Origin of the sequence: Sulfobacillus thermosulfidooxidans, assembly GCF_001280565.1 — a bacterium.
In the GTDB taxonomy this organism is placed as follows: Bacteria; Bacillota; Sulfobacillia; order Sulfobacillales; family Sulfobacillaceae; genus Sulfobacillus; species Sulfobacillus thermosulfidooxidans_A.
On the sequence record NZ_LGRO01000001.1, the window covers coordinates 37,050 to 51,754 of the forward strand.

14 protein-coding genes and 1 riboswitch are annotated in these 14,705 nt (G+C 48.7%); of the genes, 11 read left to right on the forward strand and 3 right to left on the reverse strand.

All coding sequences use genetic code 11. The features are described 5' to 3' along the window. The first annotated feature begins 9 nt into the window (after positions 1-9). Together AOA63_RS00180 and AOA63_RS00185 are read left to right on the forward strand one after the other, a co-directional pair. Complete coding sequence (locus AOA63_RS00180) at positions 10-639, forward strand: redox-sensing transcriptional repressor Rex (RefSeq protein WP_053957823.1); 630 nt, start codon at positions 10-12, stop codon at positions 637-639. Further along, entirely contained in the window at positions 636-1,520 is an 885-nt protein-coding gene (locus AOA63_RS00185) for a DMT family transporter (RefSeq protein WP_053957824.1), read from the forward strand. The genes AOA63_RS00180 and AOA63_RS00185 overlap by 4 nt, the downstream gene beginning before the upstream one ends. Here AOA63_RS00185 and AOA63_RS00190 read toward each other — a convergent pair whose 3' ends face one another. Together AOA63_RS00190 and AOA63_RS00195 are read right to left on the reverse strand one after the other, a co-directional pair. Further along, a complete protein-coding gene (locus tag AOA63_RS00190; protein WP_053957825.1) occupies positions 1,521-3,002 on the reverse strand; it encodes an FMN-binding glutamate synthase family protein in 1,482 nt (493 codons plus the stop codon). Positions 3,003-3,120: 118 nt separating this feature from the next. Then, the gene (locus tag AOA63_RS00195) at positions 3,121-4,791 is read right to left on the reverse strand and encodes an ABC1 kinase family protein (protein ID WP_053960570.1); all 1,671 of its coding nucleotides are present in this window, start codon (positions 4,789-4,791) and stop codon (positions 3,121-3,123) included. A 184-nt stretch (positions 4,792-4,975) separates the two neighbouring features. Between AOA63_RS00195 and cdaA the strand changes: the two genes are divergently transcribed. The 6 genes from cdaA to AOA63_RS00225 all read left to right on the forward strand — a co-directional run bounded on the left by cdaA (position 4,976) and on the right by AOA63_RS00225 (position 11,458). Continuing rightward, entirely contained in the window at positions 4,976-5,776 is an 801-nt protein-coding gene (gene cdaA / locus AOA63_RS00200) for a diadenylate cyclase CdaA (protein WP_431607697.1), read from the forward strand. Continuing rightward, the gene (locus AOA63_RS00205) at positions 5,776-6,714 is read left to right on the forward strand and encodes a CdaR family protein (RefSeq protein ID WP_242848353.1); all 939 of its coding nucleotides are present in this window, start codon (positions 5,776-5,778) and stop codon (positions 6,712-6,714) included. The genes cdaA and AOA63_RS00205 overlap by 1 nt, the downstream gene beginning before the upstream one ends. A gap of 48 nt (positions 6,715-6,762) precedes the next feature. Then, positions 6,763-8,103 carry a phosphoglucosamine mutase gene (glmM, locus tag AOA63_RS00210; protein ID WP_053957827.1) on the forward strand — a complete coding sequence of 447 codons (1,341 nt, stop codon included), beginning with the start codon at positions 6,763-6,765 and terminating at the stop codon, positions 8,101-8,103. 228 nt (positions 8,104-8,331) lie between these two features. After that, on the forward strand, positions 8,332-10,149 hold the full coding sequence (gene glmS / locus AOA63_RS00215; protein ID WP_053957828.1) for a glutamine--fructose-6-phosphate transaminase (isomerizing): 1,818 nt from the start codon (positions 8,332-8,334) through the stop codon (positions 10,147-10,149). A gap of 318 nt (positions 10,150-10,467) precedes the next feature. Beyond that, positions 10,468-10,552: riboswitch (Fluoride riboswitch) on the forward strand. A 111-nt stretch (positions 10,553-10,663) separates the two neighbouring features. Beyond that, positions 10,664-10,981, forward strand: a complete 318-nt coding sequence (locus tag AOA63_RS00220; protein WP_053957829.1) for a hypothetical protein — start codon at positions 10,664-10,666, stop codon at positions 10,979-10,981. A 123-nt stretch (positions 10,982-11,104) separates the two neighbouring features. Then, the gene (locus AOA63_RS00225) at positions 11,105-11,458 is read left to right on the forward strand and encodes a hypothetical protein (protein WP_053957830.1); all 354 of its coding nucleotides are present in this window, start codon (positions 11,105-11,107) and stop codon (positions 11,456-11,458) included. Positions 11,459-11,490: 32 nt separating this feature from the next. Here AOA63_RS00225 and AOA63_RS00230 read toward each other — a convergent pair whose 3' ends face one another. Further along, positions 11,491-12,099, reverse strand: a complete 609-nt coding sequence (locus tag AOA63_RS00230; RefSeq protein ID WP_053957831.1) for a MerR family transcriptional regulator — start codon at positions 12,097-12,099, stop codon at positions 11,491-11,493. 136 nt (positions 12,100-12,235) lie between these two features. Here AOA63_RS00230 and AOA63_RS00235 point away from each other — a divergent pair, with 136 nt between their 5' ends. Genes AOA63_RS00235 through AOA63_RS00245 form a run of 3 tightly spaced genes read left to right on the forward strand, consistent with a single transcriptional unit; the run spans position 12,236 to position 14,676 of the window. After that, positions 12,236-13,561 (forward strand): helix-turn-helix domain-containing protein, encoded by a 1,326-nt coding sequence (locus AOA63_RS00235; RefSeq protein WP_053957832.1) that lies wholly within the window; start codon positions 12,236-12,238, stop codon positions 13,559-13,561. A gap of 36 nt (positions 13,562-13,597) precedes the next feature. Then, positions 13,598-14,338: an AzlC family ABC transporter permease gene (locus AOA63_RS00240; RefSeq protein WP_053957833.1), complete on the forward strand. Its 741-nt coding sequence runs from the start codon at positions 13,598-13,600 to the stop codon at positions 14,336-14,338. Between the two features lie 5 nt (positions 14,339-14,343). Next, on the forward strand, positions 14,344-14,676 hold the full coding sequence (locus AOA63_RS00245; RefSeq protein WP_171822551.1) for an AzlD domain-containing protein: 333 nt from the start codon (positions 14,344-14,346) through the stop codon (positions 14,674-14,676). The last annotated feature ends 29 nt before the right edge of the window (positions 14,677-14,705 follow it).

Genomic DNA, 14,705 nt, shown 5'->3' on the forward strand with positions numbered 1-14,705 from the left:
GCGATCGTCTTGCAACGGATTCCCGATGCGGCCATTCGACGCCTGCCTGCGTATTTGCGCTGGCTTACCGAATGTGAAGAAGAACGTGTGACATCAGTCATGTTAGGTCAGGCTACGGGTTATTCGTCTGAGCAGGTTCGTAAAGATCTGGCCTATTTTGGAGCGTTTGGGACCCGGGGTGTGGGGTATGATGTAAGCGCTCTGCGTGATGAAATTTACCGCATACTCAAATTAGACCAGGGTGTACGTGCCATTGTTGTAGGAGCGGGGCATTTAGGGACCGCTCTTGTGCGTTATGTGGATCAAGGCCATCAAGATGTCAAAATTATGGCGTTGGTCGACAATAACCCGGCTATCATTGGAACGCAAGTAGGCTCTTTGCGAGTTGAGCCAGTCGAGCGGTTAGAAGAGTTGGTGCACGAACTAGATATTGGCATCGGCGTGTTGACGGTTCCCAAAGAAGCGGCGGTCTTGGTTGCCGACCGGCTGGACGAGGCGGGCGTTCGTGCCATTTTGAATTTTGCCCCCGTTGCGGTCTGTACCAGGCATCCTGAAGTTTTTGTGCAACCGATTGATCTCACATTGGAGATGCAAGCCTTATCGTATTTCGTGGGGCAGAAGGCTCCGAATCGTTTATGAACCGTCGGGGATTTTATATCGGCATGTCCCTGGTGGTATTAAGCTGGGGGCTCAATTATGTCATCACCAAAATCGGCGTGGGGCATTTTCCCCCGGCTGATTTTGTTTTTTGGCGGTTTTTGGCTACCACGATCATTACCTTGCCTTGGATGCTCAGAGCACGGCCTGGGGAGTGGCGTCAATATGGGCAAGTAGCTTTACTAGGTTTCACTGGGGTATCATTGTATCAGTGGGCATTTACCACGGCTTTGCATGACACTTTAGCTGCTAATGTGGCTTTTCTCTTTGATGTTTCCCCTTTGATGACGTTAGTCGGTCAGCGCCTATTAAAACTGCGTCCCTCCGGTCCGCAAATGTTCCTGGGGGCAGGCATTTCCCTTGTTGGTGTTGCCTTATTGGTCGGAGCGTCGCGTAGCGGTTCATTGTTGGGAGACAGCCTGGCGCTGTTAGCTGCCTTCTTGTGGGCTTTATTCACGATTTTGACCGACAAATTTCATGTGCCGGTTAAAGGTATTGCCTTAACCGGCTGGATGAGTCTTTTTGGCACAGTGGGAATCATGCCGTTCATATCGTGGCATGGCTTGATACCCATGCATCCGGTTGTGATCATTCCTTTAGGCTATACCGTAATATTTGTGACCATTATGGGCCTGTCGCTTTGGCAAAACGCCGTAATGGCGGTAGGGGGAGGCAAAGCCAGCCTTTATCTGTATTTAATCCCGGTCATAGCCGCCATCGCCGGCTGGTTGGTGCTGGATGAGGCCATGAATCTCATGGAAGCTTGCGGGGCTGTCTTGATTATTCTTGGCGTGAGCGTGGCGGAGGGCGTTGTGCCCATTAAACTTCGCCGTTCGCCGGAAGCCCCACCGTTTTGTGACTAACTAGTGGACGGGATGGCTTCCGCCTTCATTGGGCGATCGAAAGTGAAAGTGCGGAGCTTCGGGAAAGACACCAGGACCTCCTTGGCTGATCCAAGGCTGGATCAGGCTTTTAACGTGCGCTATTTGCGCTGTCCAAGGATCTAATGCGACCAGGTCATCCCGGTTGACGTCATGAATATTGGTTTTGCCCAGCGCCTGTACCCCATAACGGAGTTCATCGCTAGAGGAACGCAGAAAATGGGCTAAGTGCCGCGCTGCTTGATCGACGTCCAATTCATGATGGCGTTTACCTTTGTGATATAAAAGGTCTTCGGGTGGCGCATAGGGCAACACTTTTTGCGCTTGATAGGCTGATAGCGCCATTAAAGCAGCATATCCAATATACACGGCATCGGCGCCCAGTGCCATAGCTTTCAAGTAATCTCCTGGGCTTCTTAAACCGCCGGCAGCAATGAGCGTGATCCGCTGACGGCAGTTTTTTTCACGCAAAAATTGATCAGCCCAGGAAATCGCGGCCATGGTGGGAATGCCAAAATCGTCCTGCAAGATAGGAGGACCACTGTGCGTTCCTCCTTCACCACCATCCAAAACGATGAAGTCGACATGAGCGTCCAAAATCACAGCCAAGTCGTCTTCTAGCCATCCCGATGGGGCAATTTTAACCCCTACTGGCACGCTATAGCGCCCTTTTAACTGGTGCACGAGGCGAACGAAATCCTGGGGAGTTTCCACTCCCTGCAGGCGCGCAGCAATGACCGCTTTGTCCCCGTCTTTGAGACCAAAATACTTTTGCATCTCTGGGTCTACATGTTTGGTGATCATGGCACTGGCGGCCTGAGCGCCCTGGCCAATTTGAATTTCAATCGCATCGGCTGATTCCAAATATTCCGGATGGTTTTGGGCCGAAAGAGGCCAGGTGCCACGGTGATATTGAACGATAAGCCGCTTGGCCGCATCGCGTTCTTCAGGAAGATAGGATTCGCCGGTATTGGTGGCCGTTCCGGCCATGTTGGCCCCCAGGGCCAAGGCTATTTTGGCTTTCATTGACAGGGCACCGCCATAACTCATGGCGGCAATCAGGATCGGAATATCCGTGATAAGGGGACGCGCTGTTTTGGGCCCAATCACTGTTTTGAGTTCTACCTCTTCGCGACGCCGGGTAGGGATATGCGCCAGTTGTGCCGGATTGAAGACGAGATTTTCCCAATGCGAAAAAACTAACGGCGTGCCCATGGGGCGACCAATGGCTTGATCTTGCGTGGCTCTGAGCGAATTTTCCAAGAAAATTTGCGGGTTGGCCCGGCGCAATAAAGACCATGCTGAGGTGAGACTGGTCATATACCGGCTCTTCATGACTTTTTGTAAGGCTTGATCCGATAAATAATTAAATAAGGCTTTTTCTAATGTGGGCATCAAAAAAGCCACCACTATGCTAAAAAGCGCCAAGGCTAAGAGGCTCGCACCAAAGATTTGCCAAAACACGTTTCTCACTCCTCGAGTGTTGTCTTTGGTGAGCGTGCCCCAAGAGAAGAAAATTTATGTCGTATGGGCCAGGAATACGTGTTAGGGGATTACATGATGATGATGAGGCGGATTGATATTAGGGGAGGTGGCGCCCATGAAAAAGCGTCCCATATAAAAAAGCAAAAAACGCCAAAAGATAGAATCCGCCGCTCAGGAAATCATAATGATGAATGAGTAGCATAGTGGCCATCAGCGAAAACCCGATGACATAAATCGACTGAATAAGGCCTCGAATTCCCCGGTATAGATAATGTAATTGGGAGGTTCCTTGTTTCCATTCGACCTTCGCTTCTAACTCGCCATTTTCGACTTGTTGGAGAATACGGTGAGATAATTCCGGGAGATCCACGAGCGTTTTCGTCATATCCATCACAACATGTTTGGCATAACCCCATGTGCCGCCACGGTCTTCGGTGACGAATCGCTTAGCGTAAGGTGCAAATAATTCGACGAGATTGATATCAGGATCAAGGCCGGTGGCTAATCCCACTAAAATGGCGATGGCGCGCCCTAAAAACGCAAATTGTCCGGGAACTTGAATGGGCTGAGTGCGCAACAAATTTTCAAAATCCCGCAACAACGCCACGAGATCAAGTGATTTTAACTCGTCCAAGGTTTCGGCGTAATAACGGTCTAACAGGTATTGGATCTGCCGGCGCAATTGGGCCCGGTCAGCATCAGGGCGAACCATTCCTAAAGCTTCCATGCTCGCTTGGAGCTCAGAAGCATTGCGTTTGGACACGGCCACAAATAGCCGCCGAATTTGTTTGCGTGAGGCTTGATCAATAATCCCAATCATGCCGTAATCCAAAAGAATAAGTTTAGCGTCATGGGTTACGAGGATGTTGCCTGGATGGGGATCCGCGTGAAAAATACCCGATTCCATCACCATATGTAAATATAAATGAATAGCTTCTTCGGCGACGACGGTAGGATTTATATGATGTTGCTTCAGCTCATCCAATTGATTGATTTTAATCCCATCTTGAAATGCCATGGTTAACACACGGCTGGTGGAGTACTCAGGATATGTTTTTGGCACGATAACATAACCAAGGTGCCGGACGTCTTGCCGAATGAGTTCGGTATTGGCCAATTCTTGTTGGTAGTTGAGTTCTTCCGTTACGACGCGCCGAAATTCCCGCAATACGGTAAACAGGTCAAATGCCTGACCAAAGCGGGTAAAACGCGTGGCCAAATTGACGACGATACTAAGAGCTTTGAGATCGGCCTGTACGGTGCTCTCAATATAGGGACGCTGCACTTTGACTGCCACTTCAGTGCCGTCATGGAGGGCTGCCCGGTAGACTTGTCCTAATGAGGCCGCGGCCAGAGGTTTTTCATCGAAAATGAGAAAGGATTCATGCAACGGGCCTAACTCTTGTTCTAGAATAGGACGAACCTGGGACCAGGGGGCACTTTTGACATTGTCTTGCAGAGCTTGAAGTTGGTCGATAAAGGGTTTTGGCAGTAAATCTACCCGGCTGGACAAAAATTGCCCAACCTTAATCACCAATCCGCCAAGTTGTTCAGCAGTTTGCCGAAATTTCATAGCTTGGCGAGTATAAAGTTGTTCGAAAAAGGCTTCTTTTTCCGGACTATCGGGACGATTTCGCTGCCAGAATGCTGCCCAGCCAATCCGGAGGATTATGCCAACGAATAATGTCACGACACGGTAAATACGGTGAACAACCCTGGTCCAACTGAGCTGAGCGTGTGGCAGGGCGCCTTCTTTCTCGTGGGTCATAGATGGCACGTCATTTCCCCCTCCCGGCTAGTCTATCATAGCAGGTAAAGGATGGACGCGGGTTTTGGTAAGGACTTGCCATGTGACCAAAAGATTTGATGTGAAGAATATGGTACGCTTAAAAGGGTACAGGATATTGGAGTCAGTAAGTGGGGTGGAACCGGTGTTATCATTTGTACAAAATATGTCATGGTCATCATGGCTCCTATCCGTGGTCGATATATCCATTGTGGCTTACGGACTCTATCGCTTCTTTTTACTCATTCGGGGAACACGGGCGGTTCAACTCATCAAAGGTATTATCATTTTGTTGGTTGCGGTGCCCGTGTCCAATTGGCTGCATCTGTACACGACACATTTTCTGTTGCAACAAATTCAGGTGATGCTTGTGGTGGCGTTACCCATTGTATTTCAACCCGAACTCCGGCGCGCACTTGAACACATTGGTCAAGGCCGGTTTTTTTCCGAAGGCATTTTGGTGCACGAGGAAACCGATATGGCCAAGGCCATTGACGAACTGGCCAGGGCTTGTGATCATCTCTCTCGGAGCCGGACGGGGGCCTTGTTTGTAATAGAACGTACGACAGGGTTGAATGAATACGCCGCAACGGGAACCCCGATTGGAGCCATTGTGTCCGCGCCGCTTTTAGAGAACATTTTCGTTCCTAATACCCCATTGCATGATGGGGCATGCATTATTCGCGGGGACCGGGTCATTGCTGCGGCAGCTTTTTTGCCGCTGACTGATAGTGCACAGCCCGGCAGTGAACTGGGAAGCCGTCACCGTGCCGCCATAGGAATTAGTGAACAGTCCGATGCGATTAGCGTGGCGGTTTCTGAGGAGACCGGATGGATATCTGTGGCTGTAGAAGGGCAATTATATCGCCGACTAGATGACCGGGCCCTAAGGGATATGTTAAGTCGTTTACTCATCACCAAACCTCATGCGCCCTTAAAAATTTGGCGGAGGGGTGTGAATTCGTGATGGACCGTCTTTTGGAAAATGACACGATTTTGAAGATTATTTCCCTGGTCGTCGCGTTATTTTTATGGTTTCAAGTGACCTCCACCAATGCCCAAGTGGTTGCGGACCGTCCCATTGGCCCGGTGCCGTTGGAATATACCCCTCCTACCAAATCTAATCTGACCGTAATGTCTATGAACCCGAACACTGTCACTGTGGAAATTAAAGGGCCCGTGCAAACCATAAACCAGGTCAATCCCCATGCTATAGCGGCATTTGTTGACATGCAGGGGCTGACTCATTCGGGAACGTATACCTTGCCGGTCCGTGTCTCCGTTCCCACGGGAACAAGTTTTGTAAATGTGGTGCCCAACAACGTGACAGTGGTCGTGGACGAGATGGGCACTAGGCATATGAATATTAATTTGCGCCCTATTGGCTCTCCAGCTCCTGGGTATGAGTTGCAGCAGTTAACCAGTAATACGCAAACGGCTACATTGTCAGGGCCTACCACAGATTTGAATATGGTTCATGAAGTGGTGGCCGAAGTGCCGGTAGGAGGCCGAGACGCAAGTTTTCAAGAACAAGTAATTCTGTTACCCTTAAACGCGGATGATCGCGTGGTTCAGCATGTGCAGGTATCGCCAGCCATGATTTCTGCTTCGGCGACGATCAAAAAGCGCCCGCCGGAAAAAGTTGTGGGGGTGGTAGCGAAATTAAGTGGTCATCCGGCGTCAGGTTATCAAATTACGAATATTCGCGTGCGGCCATCTAACATTACCATTACTGGCAGCCAAAGCGCCATTAATGCGGTCTCGGTAGTATACACGATTCCGATTAATGTCTCCGGAGATACGAGTTCAGTATCAGCGGCCGTGCCTCTGGTGTTTCCTTCGGGGGTATCCGGAGTCAAACAACAAGATGTTAGCGTGACTGTCACCATTACCAAAGCGGGATAATAGGGTATCAGCAGGTGTTTATTTAACGGATTGAAGGGACTGTCGTTCATGTCGTTGTTTGGAACGGATGGGGCTCGGGGTATTGCGAATGTAGACCTCACGATTGATTTAGCCACGAACATTGCAAGAGCTGCTGCCGAGTCCCTGGGGCCTGGCGCTCGCGTTTTGATTGGACGGGACACACGTATTTCGGGCCCGATGTTAGAAGCGGCGTTAACAGCCGGATTTACCGCAAGTGGCGTCGATGTGTTGTTAGTCGGAATGCTACCGACTCCGGCTCTGGCATATTTGATCGGAAAAATGGATTGCCAAGCCGGGGTGATGATTTCCGCATCGCACAATCCACCGCAATACAACGGAATCAAGTTATTAGATCAGCAAGGACGAAAATGGCCCATTGAGCAAGAGACGCTCGTCGAGCAGATGGTCGTATCTGGACAATTCCCAGCCCTGGGTGACACTCATATTGGACGCGTGTTTCATTATGAGACAACAGCTATCGACCATTACCTTCGGTATTTAGAGAGTTTATTTGCGGGAATTATTCCCGAGCTCCATGTGGGACTGGATTTAGGACACGGAGCGGCTAGTGCGACGGCAGAAAGGGTCTTGCGAAATCTCGGCGTGCATGTCCATCCTTTGTTTAATGAACCGGAAGGCTCCTTAATCAATGTCCGTTGCGGAGCCACAGATCCGTCGACGTTGCAAGAACAAGTGTTGTTGAATCGGTGGGATTTAGGTTTAGCTTTTGATGGGGATGCCGATCGTTTAATTGCTGTTGATCATACAGGACATATTGTAGACGGTGATGAAATTTTGTTTGTTTTGGCGACGGGTCTCAAGCGACAAGGCTTGTTGGCCCAAAATACCGTCGTCGCCACCGTGATGTCGAATTTAGGTCTCGAACGTGCTCTGGAAAAAGAAGGCATTGTGCTCGAACGCACACCCGTGGGCGACCGCTGGGTTGCACAACGCATGCGGGAGCAGGGTTTTGTCCTTGGGGGTGAACAATCGGGACATGTGATTTTAGCCCAGTACGCTTCTACTGGCGATGGATTATTGACAGCTTTGGCTCTTTTAGCAGAGATTCGCCGACAAAATCGTCCGTTAGCGGAACTTGTGCGTGCAGTGGAACGTTACCCGCAAATATTGCGTAACGTAAGAATTGAAAAGACCGTGGCAGAATGGGAGAGTATTCCCGGTCTCGTTGAATTAGTCAAAGAGGCCGAAAAGAGTTTAGGTCGTGATGGGCGTGTTTTTATCCGGCCTTCCGGAACAGAGCCTTTGTTGCGTATTATGGTAGAGGGACGTGATCCTCAAGATATTAAAATGTGGGCTGACCGTTTAGAATCGGTCGTGCAGCATGCTTTGGAGTCGGCTAAGGCATGACCTGCATAGGGCCCAAATAGCGCCGGAACCTTTCGTTCGAGAATGACAGAAAGCGGAACATACCGTAGGTTTGAGACGAAAGGTTGACGAGGTGAGGGATCTCGAAGTCTTCGGCGGGTGACCTCCGGCTTCCCGACAGTCGTCAAATCACGAACAAAGGTCGTTTGTAAAGACGACACAAAAACGTGTAGTTGGGACCGACTCCAATCATATTGGAGGCGATGACAAGTGTGTGGCATTGTAGGATTCGTTGGGGAGAAAGACGATGCCCTCCCCTTTATTTTTAATGGACTAAAACGTTTGGAATATCGAGGCTATGATTCGGCGGGTATTGCGTTGGCTGCCTCATCGGGCATTGCTATTCAGAAGACTCGCGGAAAACTTGCGGCCTTGGGCGAATTATTGGCCTCCTTACCGTCGGGAGTTCCTTGTGGGATCGGGCATACCAGATGGGCCACGCATGGGCGGCCAACGGATGAAAATGCACATCCGCATACCGATTGCCGGGGAGAAATTGCAACGGTTCACAATGGCATTATTGAAAATTTCCAGGCCCTGCGTGAAGAATTAATTGCGAAAGGCCATGTGTTTCAATCAGAAACCGATACCGAAGTCATCCCTCACTTGTTAGAAGAATATGGTGGGGCTGAGGATTTAGAAGGAGCCGTGCGCAAAGCAGAAAGTCGATTAGAAGGGGCCTATGCCTTTTTAGCAATTTCTTCGAGGCATCCTGACCGGATTGTGGCTGTGCGGCGCACGAGTCCTTTAATTATTGGATTGGGCGAGGACGCCAATTATTTGGCTTCGGACTTTAGTGCCTTTTTAGCGGCGACCAAACGCGCTCAAATTCTAGAAAACGGCGATATGGCTGTGGTTACCCCGCGTTCTGTGACCATTACGAATTTGGCGGGGGATATGATTACTCGTCCTGTTATTACCGTGGATTGGGATATTAAGCAAGCGGAACGCGGTGGCTATGCGCACTTTATGTTAAAAGAAATTATGGAGCAGCCCGATGTTTGGGGAGACTGCCTTTTAGGGCGCATTCATGAAGACCAGGTGGTCGCCAAAGAAATAGGATTGACACCCGAGTTATTGACGAGGTTGCAACGGATTCAAATTGTTGCGGCCGGGACCGCCTACCACGCAGGATTAATCGGAAAATCTTTAATCGAACGGTTGGCGCGGGTTCCCGTCAATGTTGATGTCGCCTCCGAATTTCGTTATGCTCATCCGATATTAGATAAGGACACCATGGTATTAGCCATATCTCAATCTGGAGAAACGGCAGACACCTTGGCTTGCTTGCGGATGGCCCACGAGCAAGGCGTATTTACCTATAGTATAACCAATACGGTTGGGTCAACAGTGGCCAGGGAATCCGATGCGGTGGCTTACACCTTAGCCGGACCAGAAATTGCGGTAGCATCGACTAAAGCCTATACAACCCAAATTCTGGTTTTGACGCTGCTAGCTTTAGCACTCGCCCAAGTGCGCGGGAATCCTCGACCGGATCTGGTCCGGCGCATGTTACAGTTACCATTATTAGGACATAAAGTGCTCGAGCGGATGAACCAAGGGATTCAAGGTATGGCGGCGAAATTGGCTAAGATGCATGATGTGTTTTATATTGGCCGCGGGCTTGATTATGCCTTAGCGATGGAAGGACAGCTGAAGATTAAGGAAATCTCGTATTTACATGCCGAAGCGTATGCGGCGGGCGAACTCAAACACGGGACCTTAGCATTAATTGAAGAAGGCACTCCGGTCGTGGCGATTGTGACGGAACGGGAAGTAGCGGATAAGACGGTATCAAATATTTTGGAAGTGAAAGCCCGCGGTGCTGAAGTGTGGGGAATCGTTGATGATTGGTTGCCTCCTACTCTCCCTATTGACCACCGCATAGCGGTACCGATCGAGGAACCCCTTTTAGCCCCGGTATTGGCGGCGATCCCGTTACAACTCTTGGCCTATTATACGGCGGTGGCCCGCGGCCATGATGTCGATCAACCGAGAAATTTGGCCAAATCTGTCACCGTGGAATAAAGACCGTTCTGGTGAACAAGATTGTTTAATCACAAAAATCACGTTAACTGAACTAACAACAAATAGCTTGGGATAATATGGCACAGTTGAAATCACTGTCACGTTTCAACTGTGCTTTTGCTATGTGCGGGTGGAAATGGGTCGGATCATGAAGCCAAAGCCAAACGCCTGCAAAGGTTTTTGGAATTGCGGTGGAGTTTAGATCCAAGCCTCGTCCTTTAGGGCGAGGTAATTGACTGCGTGTTTATCCTCGTGGAAAGATGACACCACGAAATGCTTAGGAAGAGTCTTGTCGCCTTGAAATTTTGTACGATATACTAATCATATTGCAATGGAGTTCTGCGTTCTTTTGGTTGTGGCCAAAAGAAAAACTGTCCCCAGGACTAATGACTCCTACCCATACGGATTATATCCTTTGCTTGGGATGATCCATGAACGGGTGGGGGTCATATGTTTTGCGCCGTACATGCCAGGGAAAGCCTTGTAGAAAGGGTTGTGGTTAGGAGGACAAGAAATGAAAATGCGTCGTTCGGATTTAGGGCATGTTAAATCCTCTTCGAGGAATATGGCATCCAACCTGTGGTGGGTTATTCTGTTTATTCCTTTATTAGCTAATGGGGCTCTGGCTTTTATCATTATGCGCCGCTATTCAGATCTGGCTAGGGGGAATGATTGGGTCAGCTGGGCAGCTTTGTTATTTTTCGGCATGATCCCTTTAGGGACAATGTTTATGATTCACGGTTCTTTTTCTTCAGTGAAACGTTGGTGGCGACGGCGCAACTTGCGTGTCGTGAGCCCTCCCAAGAAGAATGGACCTGAATCAACAATATAAAACGCCTGATCGCAAGATGGCCTGCAGAAAAGATTCGGAGGGACAAATGGGGAACAATCATTAGTTCTTGTTGAGGGGTTTGTATCATATGACATAGAAAATCCTACAGAAGAAAGGCGGAGAATGTCTATTTTTCGAACCCATTCCCTGGAACTTTCCATGCTGTCAGCAGTCATCAGTACGGTATTGTTCTCGTGGTGGACAGCGAATTGGATGATTACATTTGTGCTTTTGGCACTAGGAACCGCCATATTATTAGCTGTTATGTCCTTAGTCCAAGGTCGGTTTGATCTCATGACGGCTATGATCGGGGCGACCGCTGGCGGTATGGTTGGCTCATTTGTCGTTATGGCAATTACGGTCACATGGATTCATGCTATGCATTCTCATCATGGAATGATGATTATGGATGACACCATGGCTCAAATGGTCGGAGCGACTTTGGCCGGATGGTTACAACCCGTTAACAAGCAATAATCCGGACGCCTTGAGGCGTCCGGACAGGGAACTTAACTACGAACCGAGGCTTGATCGGAATTTTTACCCCACCACTTTTGCCACCATGATTTGGATTGGGCTTGAGTTTGTTGTGATTTTTGAAGCATGTCCCGCATCTGAGAAACAATAAATTGATCGCGTTCCCTTGCCAATCGCGCATTCTGCATATCTTGTGTGTCCATATGAGATTTCAGTTTTTCAAAGGCTTCTGCCACCACGGCAACATTTTCTTCATATTTACGGTCTAAATCATCTTTGATCTGTTCTAATGACAGCCGCATGGCCTGGATTTCTTCTGATTGTTGATAAAGAACTTGTACCATAGCTTGAGCAACTTGTTGCGGTGTGCCTGCTGTGACTTGAGCCAGTTCCGTTTCCGTGGTTTCGACATTTCTGGGATAGAGTCTGCCCAATGTCTCTTCGACCATCGTGGCCGTTTGTCCATTGCGTAGGCCATCAGCAATGGTATGAAAAATTTCCACAGCTTCTTCAGGATACCGGCGTTGGCGACCTTTGCCAATGACGGGGACAAACTCACTGAACCGGTCACGGTAATAACGGACCGTGCTCTCAGGCAAATCGAGTCGTGAAGCAATTTCGGCAATCGTCACTGTATTCATTTTATCCTCCTTACATGTAGTGCCAGTAATACCAGTAAATACCATTTTTTAGGGAAACGCAATAGGTTGTTGCGGAAAAACCGCAAAATCTCTTTAGTGTCTAATATAATGAACATGAGTATGATATAATGACCTCATGAAACACAACTCATTGCACTCGATCGTCGCAACCAATTTGCGTAAATGGCGACAGACGCGGGGCCTAAGTGTTAACGAACTGGCCAAAAAGGCTAACATCGCCAAAGGAACTTTATCGCAGTTAGAACGCGGCTTGGCCAATCCGACTTTGGATACATTGTGGACTTTGTCTCAAGCATTAGGTGTATCGTTTGGGACGCTGATCACACCCGATACCGCGTCTTTTGGGGAAACGTTTGAGGTGGATGACCAGTTTGGGCAAACCTCTTTACTGGCGCGTGATCATGCGGATTTCGGCGTTGTCGAAACGTACCGAATGAATCTGCGTGCTCGTACCAGACGTGAAGCCAAAGCACATCCTCCCGGCGTATTTGAAGTTGTCACCGGAATTCGCGGGGACTGTCAGGTCGGTCCGCTAGATTCATTGCGGTTTGTTCATGCGGGCGATGTGCTCACTTTTTTTGCAGATCGTCCCCATGTTTATGAAACGGGTGAGGAGGGATGTGAAATCATGGTCGTGATTTTTTATCCGGAATTACCCCATAATATTTCATTAAAAGAGAAATATTTATCGTGGCCACTCGCATGGTCTATAAGTCACAATCAATTTCTGGAACACGTGTATACCGGATTACTGCCCGTTGCGATGGCGGATGAAGTGTTTAAGGCCAATTCTCAATCGTCCACTCACCGTACATTTCTCATAGAAATTGATGAAACCGCCTTTTACCGTTTTGCCATTTTGCCCATGGGACGCCCAATGGCTGATATGGAAGATTCCACCCGTGAATATCTCATCCGCTCATTTGAAGGGGAGGGGCTCATTATTGATTCAGATGAGACGCTAAAGGATTTTGAGAAAAACCGCACAAATCCACAATGGGCATGGCTCTATTTTCGTGACCAGCTGTGGACCCCGGAGCTCTTTGACATGATCACAGACAGGTTATTGCCGGGTGGACGGCTCATGGTGTCCACCCCTGTGCTGGATCCTTTTTCGGATTTGGCGAGTTATCAACGTAGCTACCTTTTATATCACTGCATGAATCAATTAAGTGAGTGGCCTCAGCAGATCATCCCTAAAAATCACGCTCTCACGAAGACTTTAAAAATATTTCAATACTCATGGGAGTGGGAGGGGGATCATCTTGCAAATGACAGCCCCCAAACAATTTTAGATAACTGGTTAGATGCCAAATCGCTGATGGACCGGATTGTGAGTCATGGTTTTCGGATTCTTCACCATTACCGGGTGGCGGGATTTTGGTCTTCATCTGAATGGAGCAGTGGTCGACACATTTTTGTGTTTGGCAAAGGCACCTAGCAAATTGTGTAAAAAGTTTCGGGAAGGATAAGGGAGATGCACTCTAAAACACATCGTGTGCTCACGGCATTACAAGAAGGATTCCCCATTTACCTTGGATATTTGCCTCCTTCTATGGCCTTTGGCATGACAGCACAACAATATCACTGGCTGCCATGGCAAATCTTGGCCACATCAGCCATCCTTTATGCGGGCACTTCCCAATTTGTGTTATTATCCTTGATTTCGATGCACGCATCTCTATGGTCAAGCGCTATGACGGTTTGGTTGATCAATCTCCGTCATGTGACTTATGGACCGGCACTCACCTTGGCTTCGAAGAGAAAACGATCAGTCAAAGAGATCTTACTCATCGGGTGGGGATTGACAGACGAAGTGTTTGCGACAATTTGTCGGCCCTTTTATTGCGAAGATGATCAAAAATCAGCCACATTCTACCTGTTGACCATTGCACTCATTGCCTATGGGGGATGGTTGAGTGGAACTATCATGGGAGTCTTTTTCGGTCAAGCGGTGCTCAGAGAGATTCCCCATGCGTCCTTGGCTTTGAATTTTGCATTACCTGCATTGTTCATATTCATTCTCACGACATCCTTATTCCATCATAGGCGATGGCACCTTGGCTCCTTACGCGTCCTAGGAATGGCTTTAGGGTTTTATGTAATAGCCAAATCGCTGAATTGGGGCATGACAAGTGTTTTGGTTGCGGCTATTTTGGCCTCGACCATTGAAGTGCTTTGGCAAGAACATGGACAGATGTGGCATGAAGCAGGGTGATGAGTATGGTTAGGCAATGGATGGAGATATTAGTCTTAGCAGCATGGGGAACGTGGATGGAACGAGTCGTCCCGTGGATTTTAATGATCAAAGTCGGATCCCGTTTGGAAAAGTATTCCCGGTACTCTAAGAGCTGGGTATCCAACTTTGTTCCCGCCGTTGTGATGGCTTTATGGGTGCAATCCTTTTATGGCTATCATCTGCTGCGACATCTTCAATGGCTTCATATTGCCGTAGCCAGCGTGCTCACTATTATTGTTGCGTGGTGGTCTCACTCGTTAGCCGCCAGTGTGATGAGCGGGATATTTTTTTATTGGTTAAGTTCTTTTATTCGTTAGTTTCAGGCAATCGCACGTTCTTAAAAAAA

Bases quoted from the DNA above. Each gene is read 5' to 3' on its own strand.
- AOA63_RS00185 (WP_053957824.1), top strand. From the start codon at position 636: ATGAACCGTCGGGGATTTTATATCGGCATGTCCCTGGTGGTATTAAGC.
- AOA63_RS00195 (WP_053960570.1), bottom strand. From the start codon at position 4,791: ATGACCCACGAGAAAGAAGGCGCCCTGCCACACGCTCAGCTCAGTTGG.
- cdaA (WP_431607697.1), top strand. From the start codon at position 4,976: ATGTCATGGTCATCATGGCTCCTATCCGTGGTCGATATATCCATTGTG.
- AOA63_RS00205 (WP_242848353.1), top strand. From the start codon at position 5,776: ATGGACCGTCTTTTGGAAAATGACACGATTTTGAAGATTATTTCCCTG.
- glmM (WP_053957827.1), top strand. From the start codon at position 6,763: ATGTCGTTGTTTGGAACGGATGGGGCTCGGGGTATTGCGAATGTAGAC.
- AOA63_RS00220 (WP_053957829.1), top strand. From the start codon at position 10,664: ATGAAAATGCGTCGTTCGGATTTAGGGCATGTTAAATCCTCTTCGAGG.
- AOA63_RS00225 (WP_053957830.1), top strand. From the start codon at position 11,105: ATGTCTATTTTTCGAACCCATTCCCTGGAACTTTCCATGCTGTCAGCA.
- AOA63_RS00230 (WP_053957831.1), bottom strand. From the start codon at position 12,099: ATGAATACAGTGACGATTGCCGAAATTGCTTCACGACTCGATTTGCCT.
- AOA63_RS00235 (WP_053957832.1), top strand. From the start codon at position 12,236: ATGAAACACAACTCATTGCACTCGATCGTCGCAACCAATTTGCGTAAA.
- AOA63_RS00240 (WP_053957833.1), top strand. From the start codon at position 13,598: ATGCACTCTAAAACACATCGTGTGCTCACGGCATTACAAGAAGGATTC.
- AOA63_RS00245 (WP_171822551.1), top strand. From the start codon at position 14,344: ATGGTTAGGCAATGGATGGAGATATTAGTCTTAGCAGCATGGGGAACG.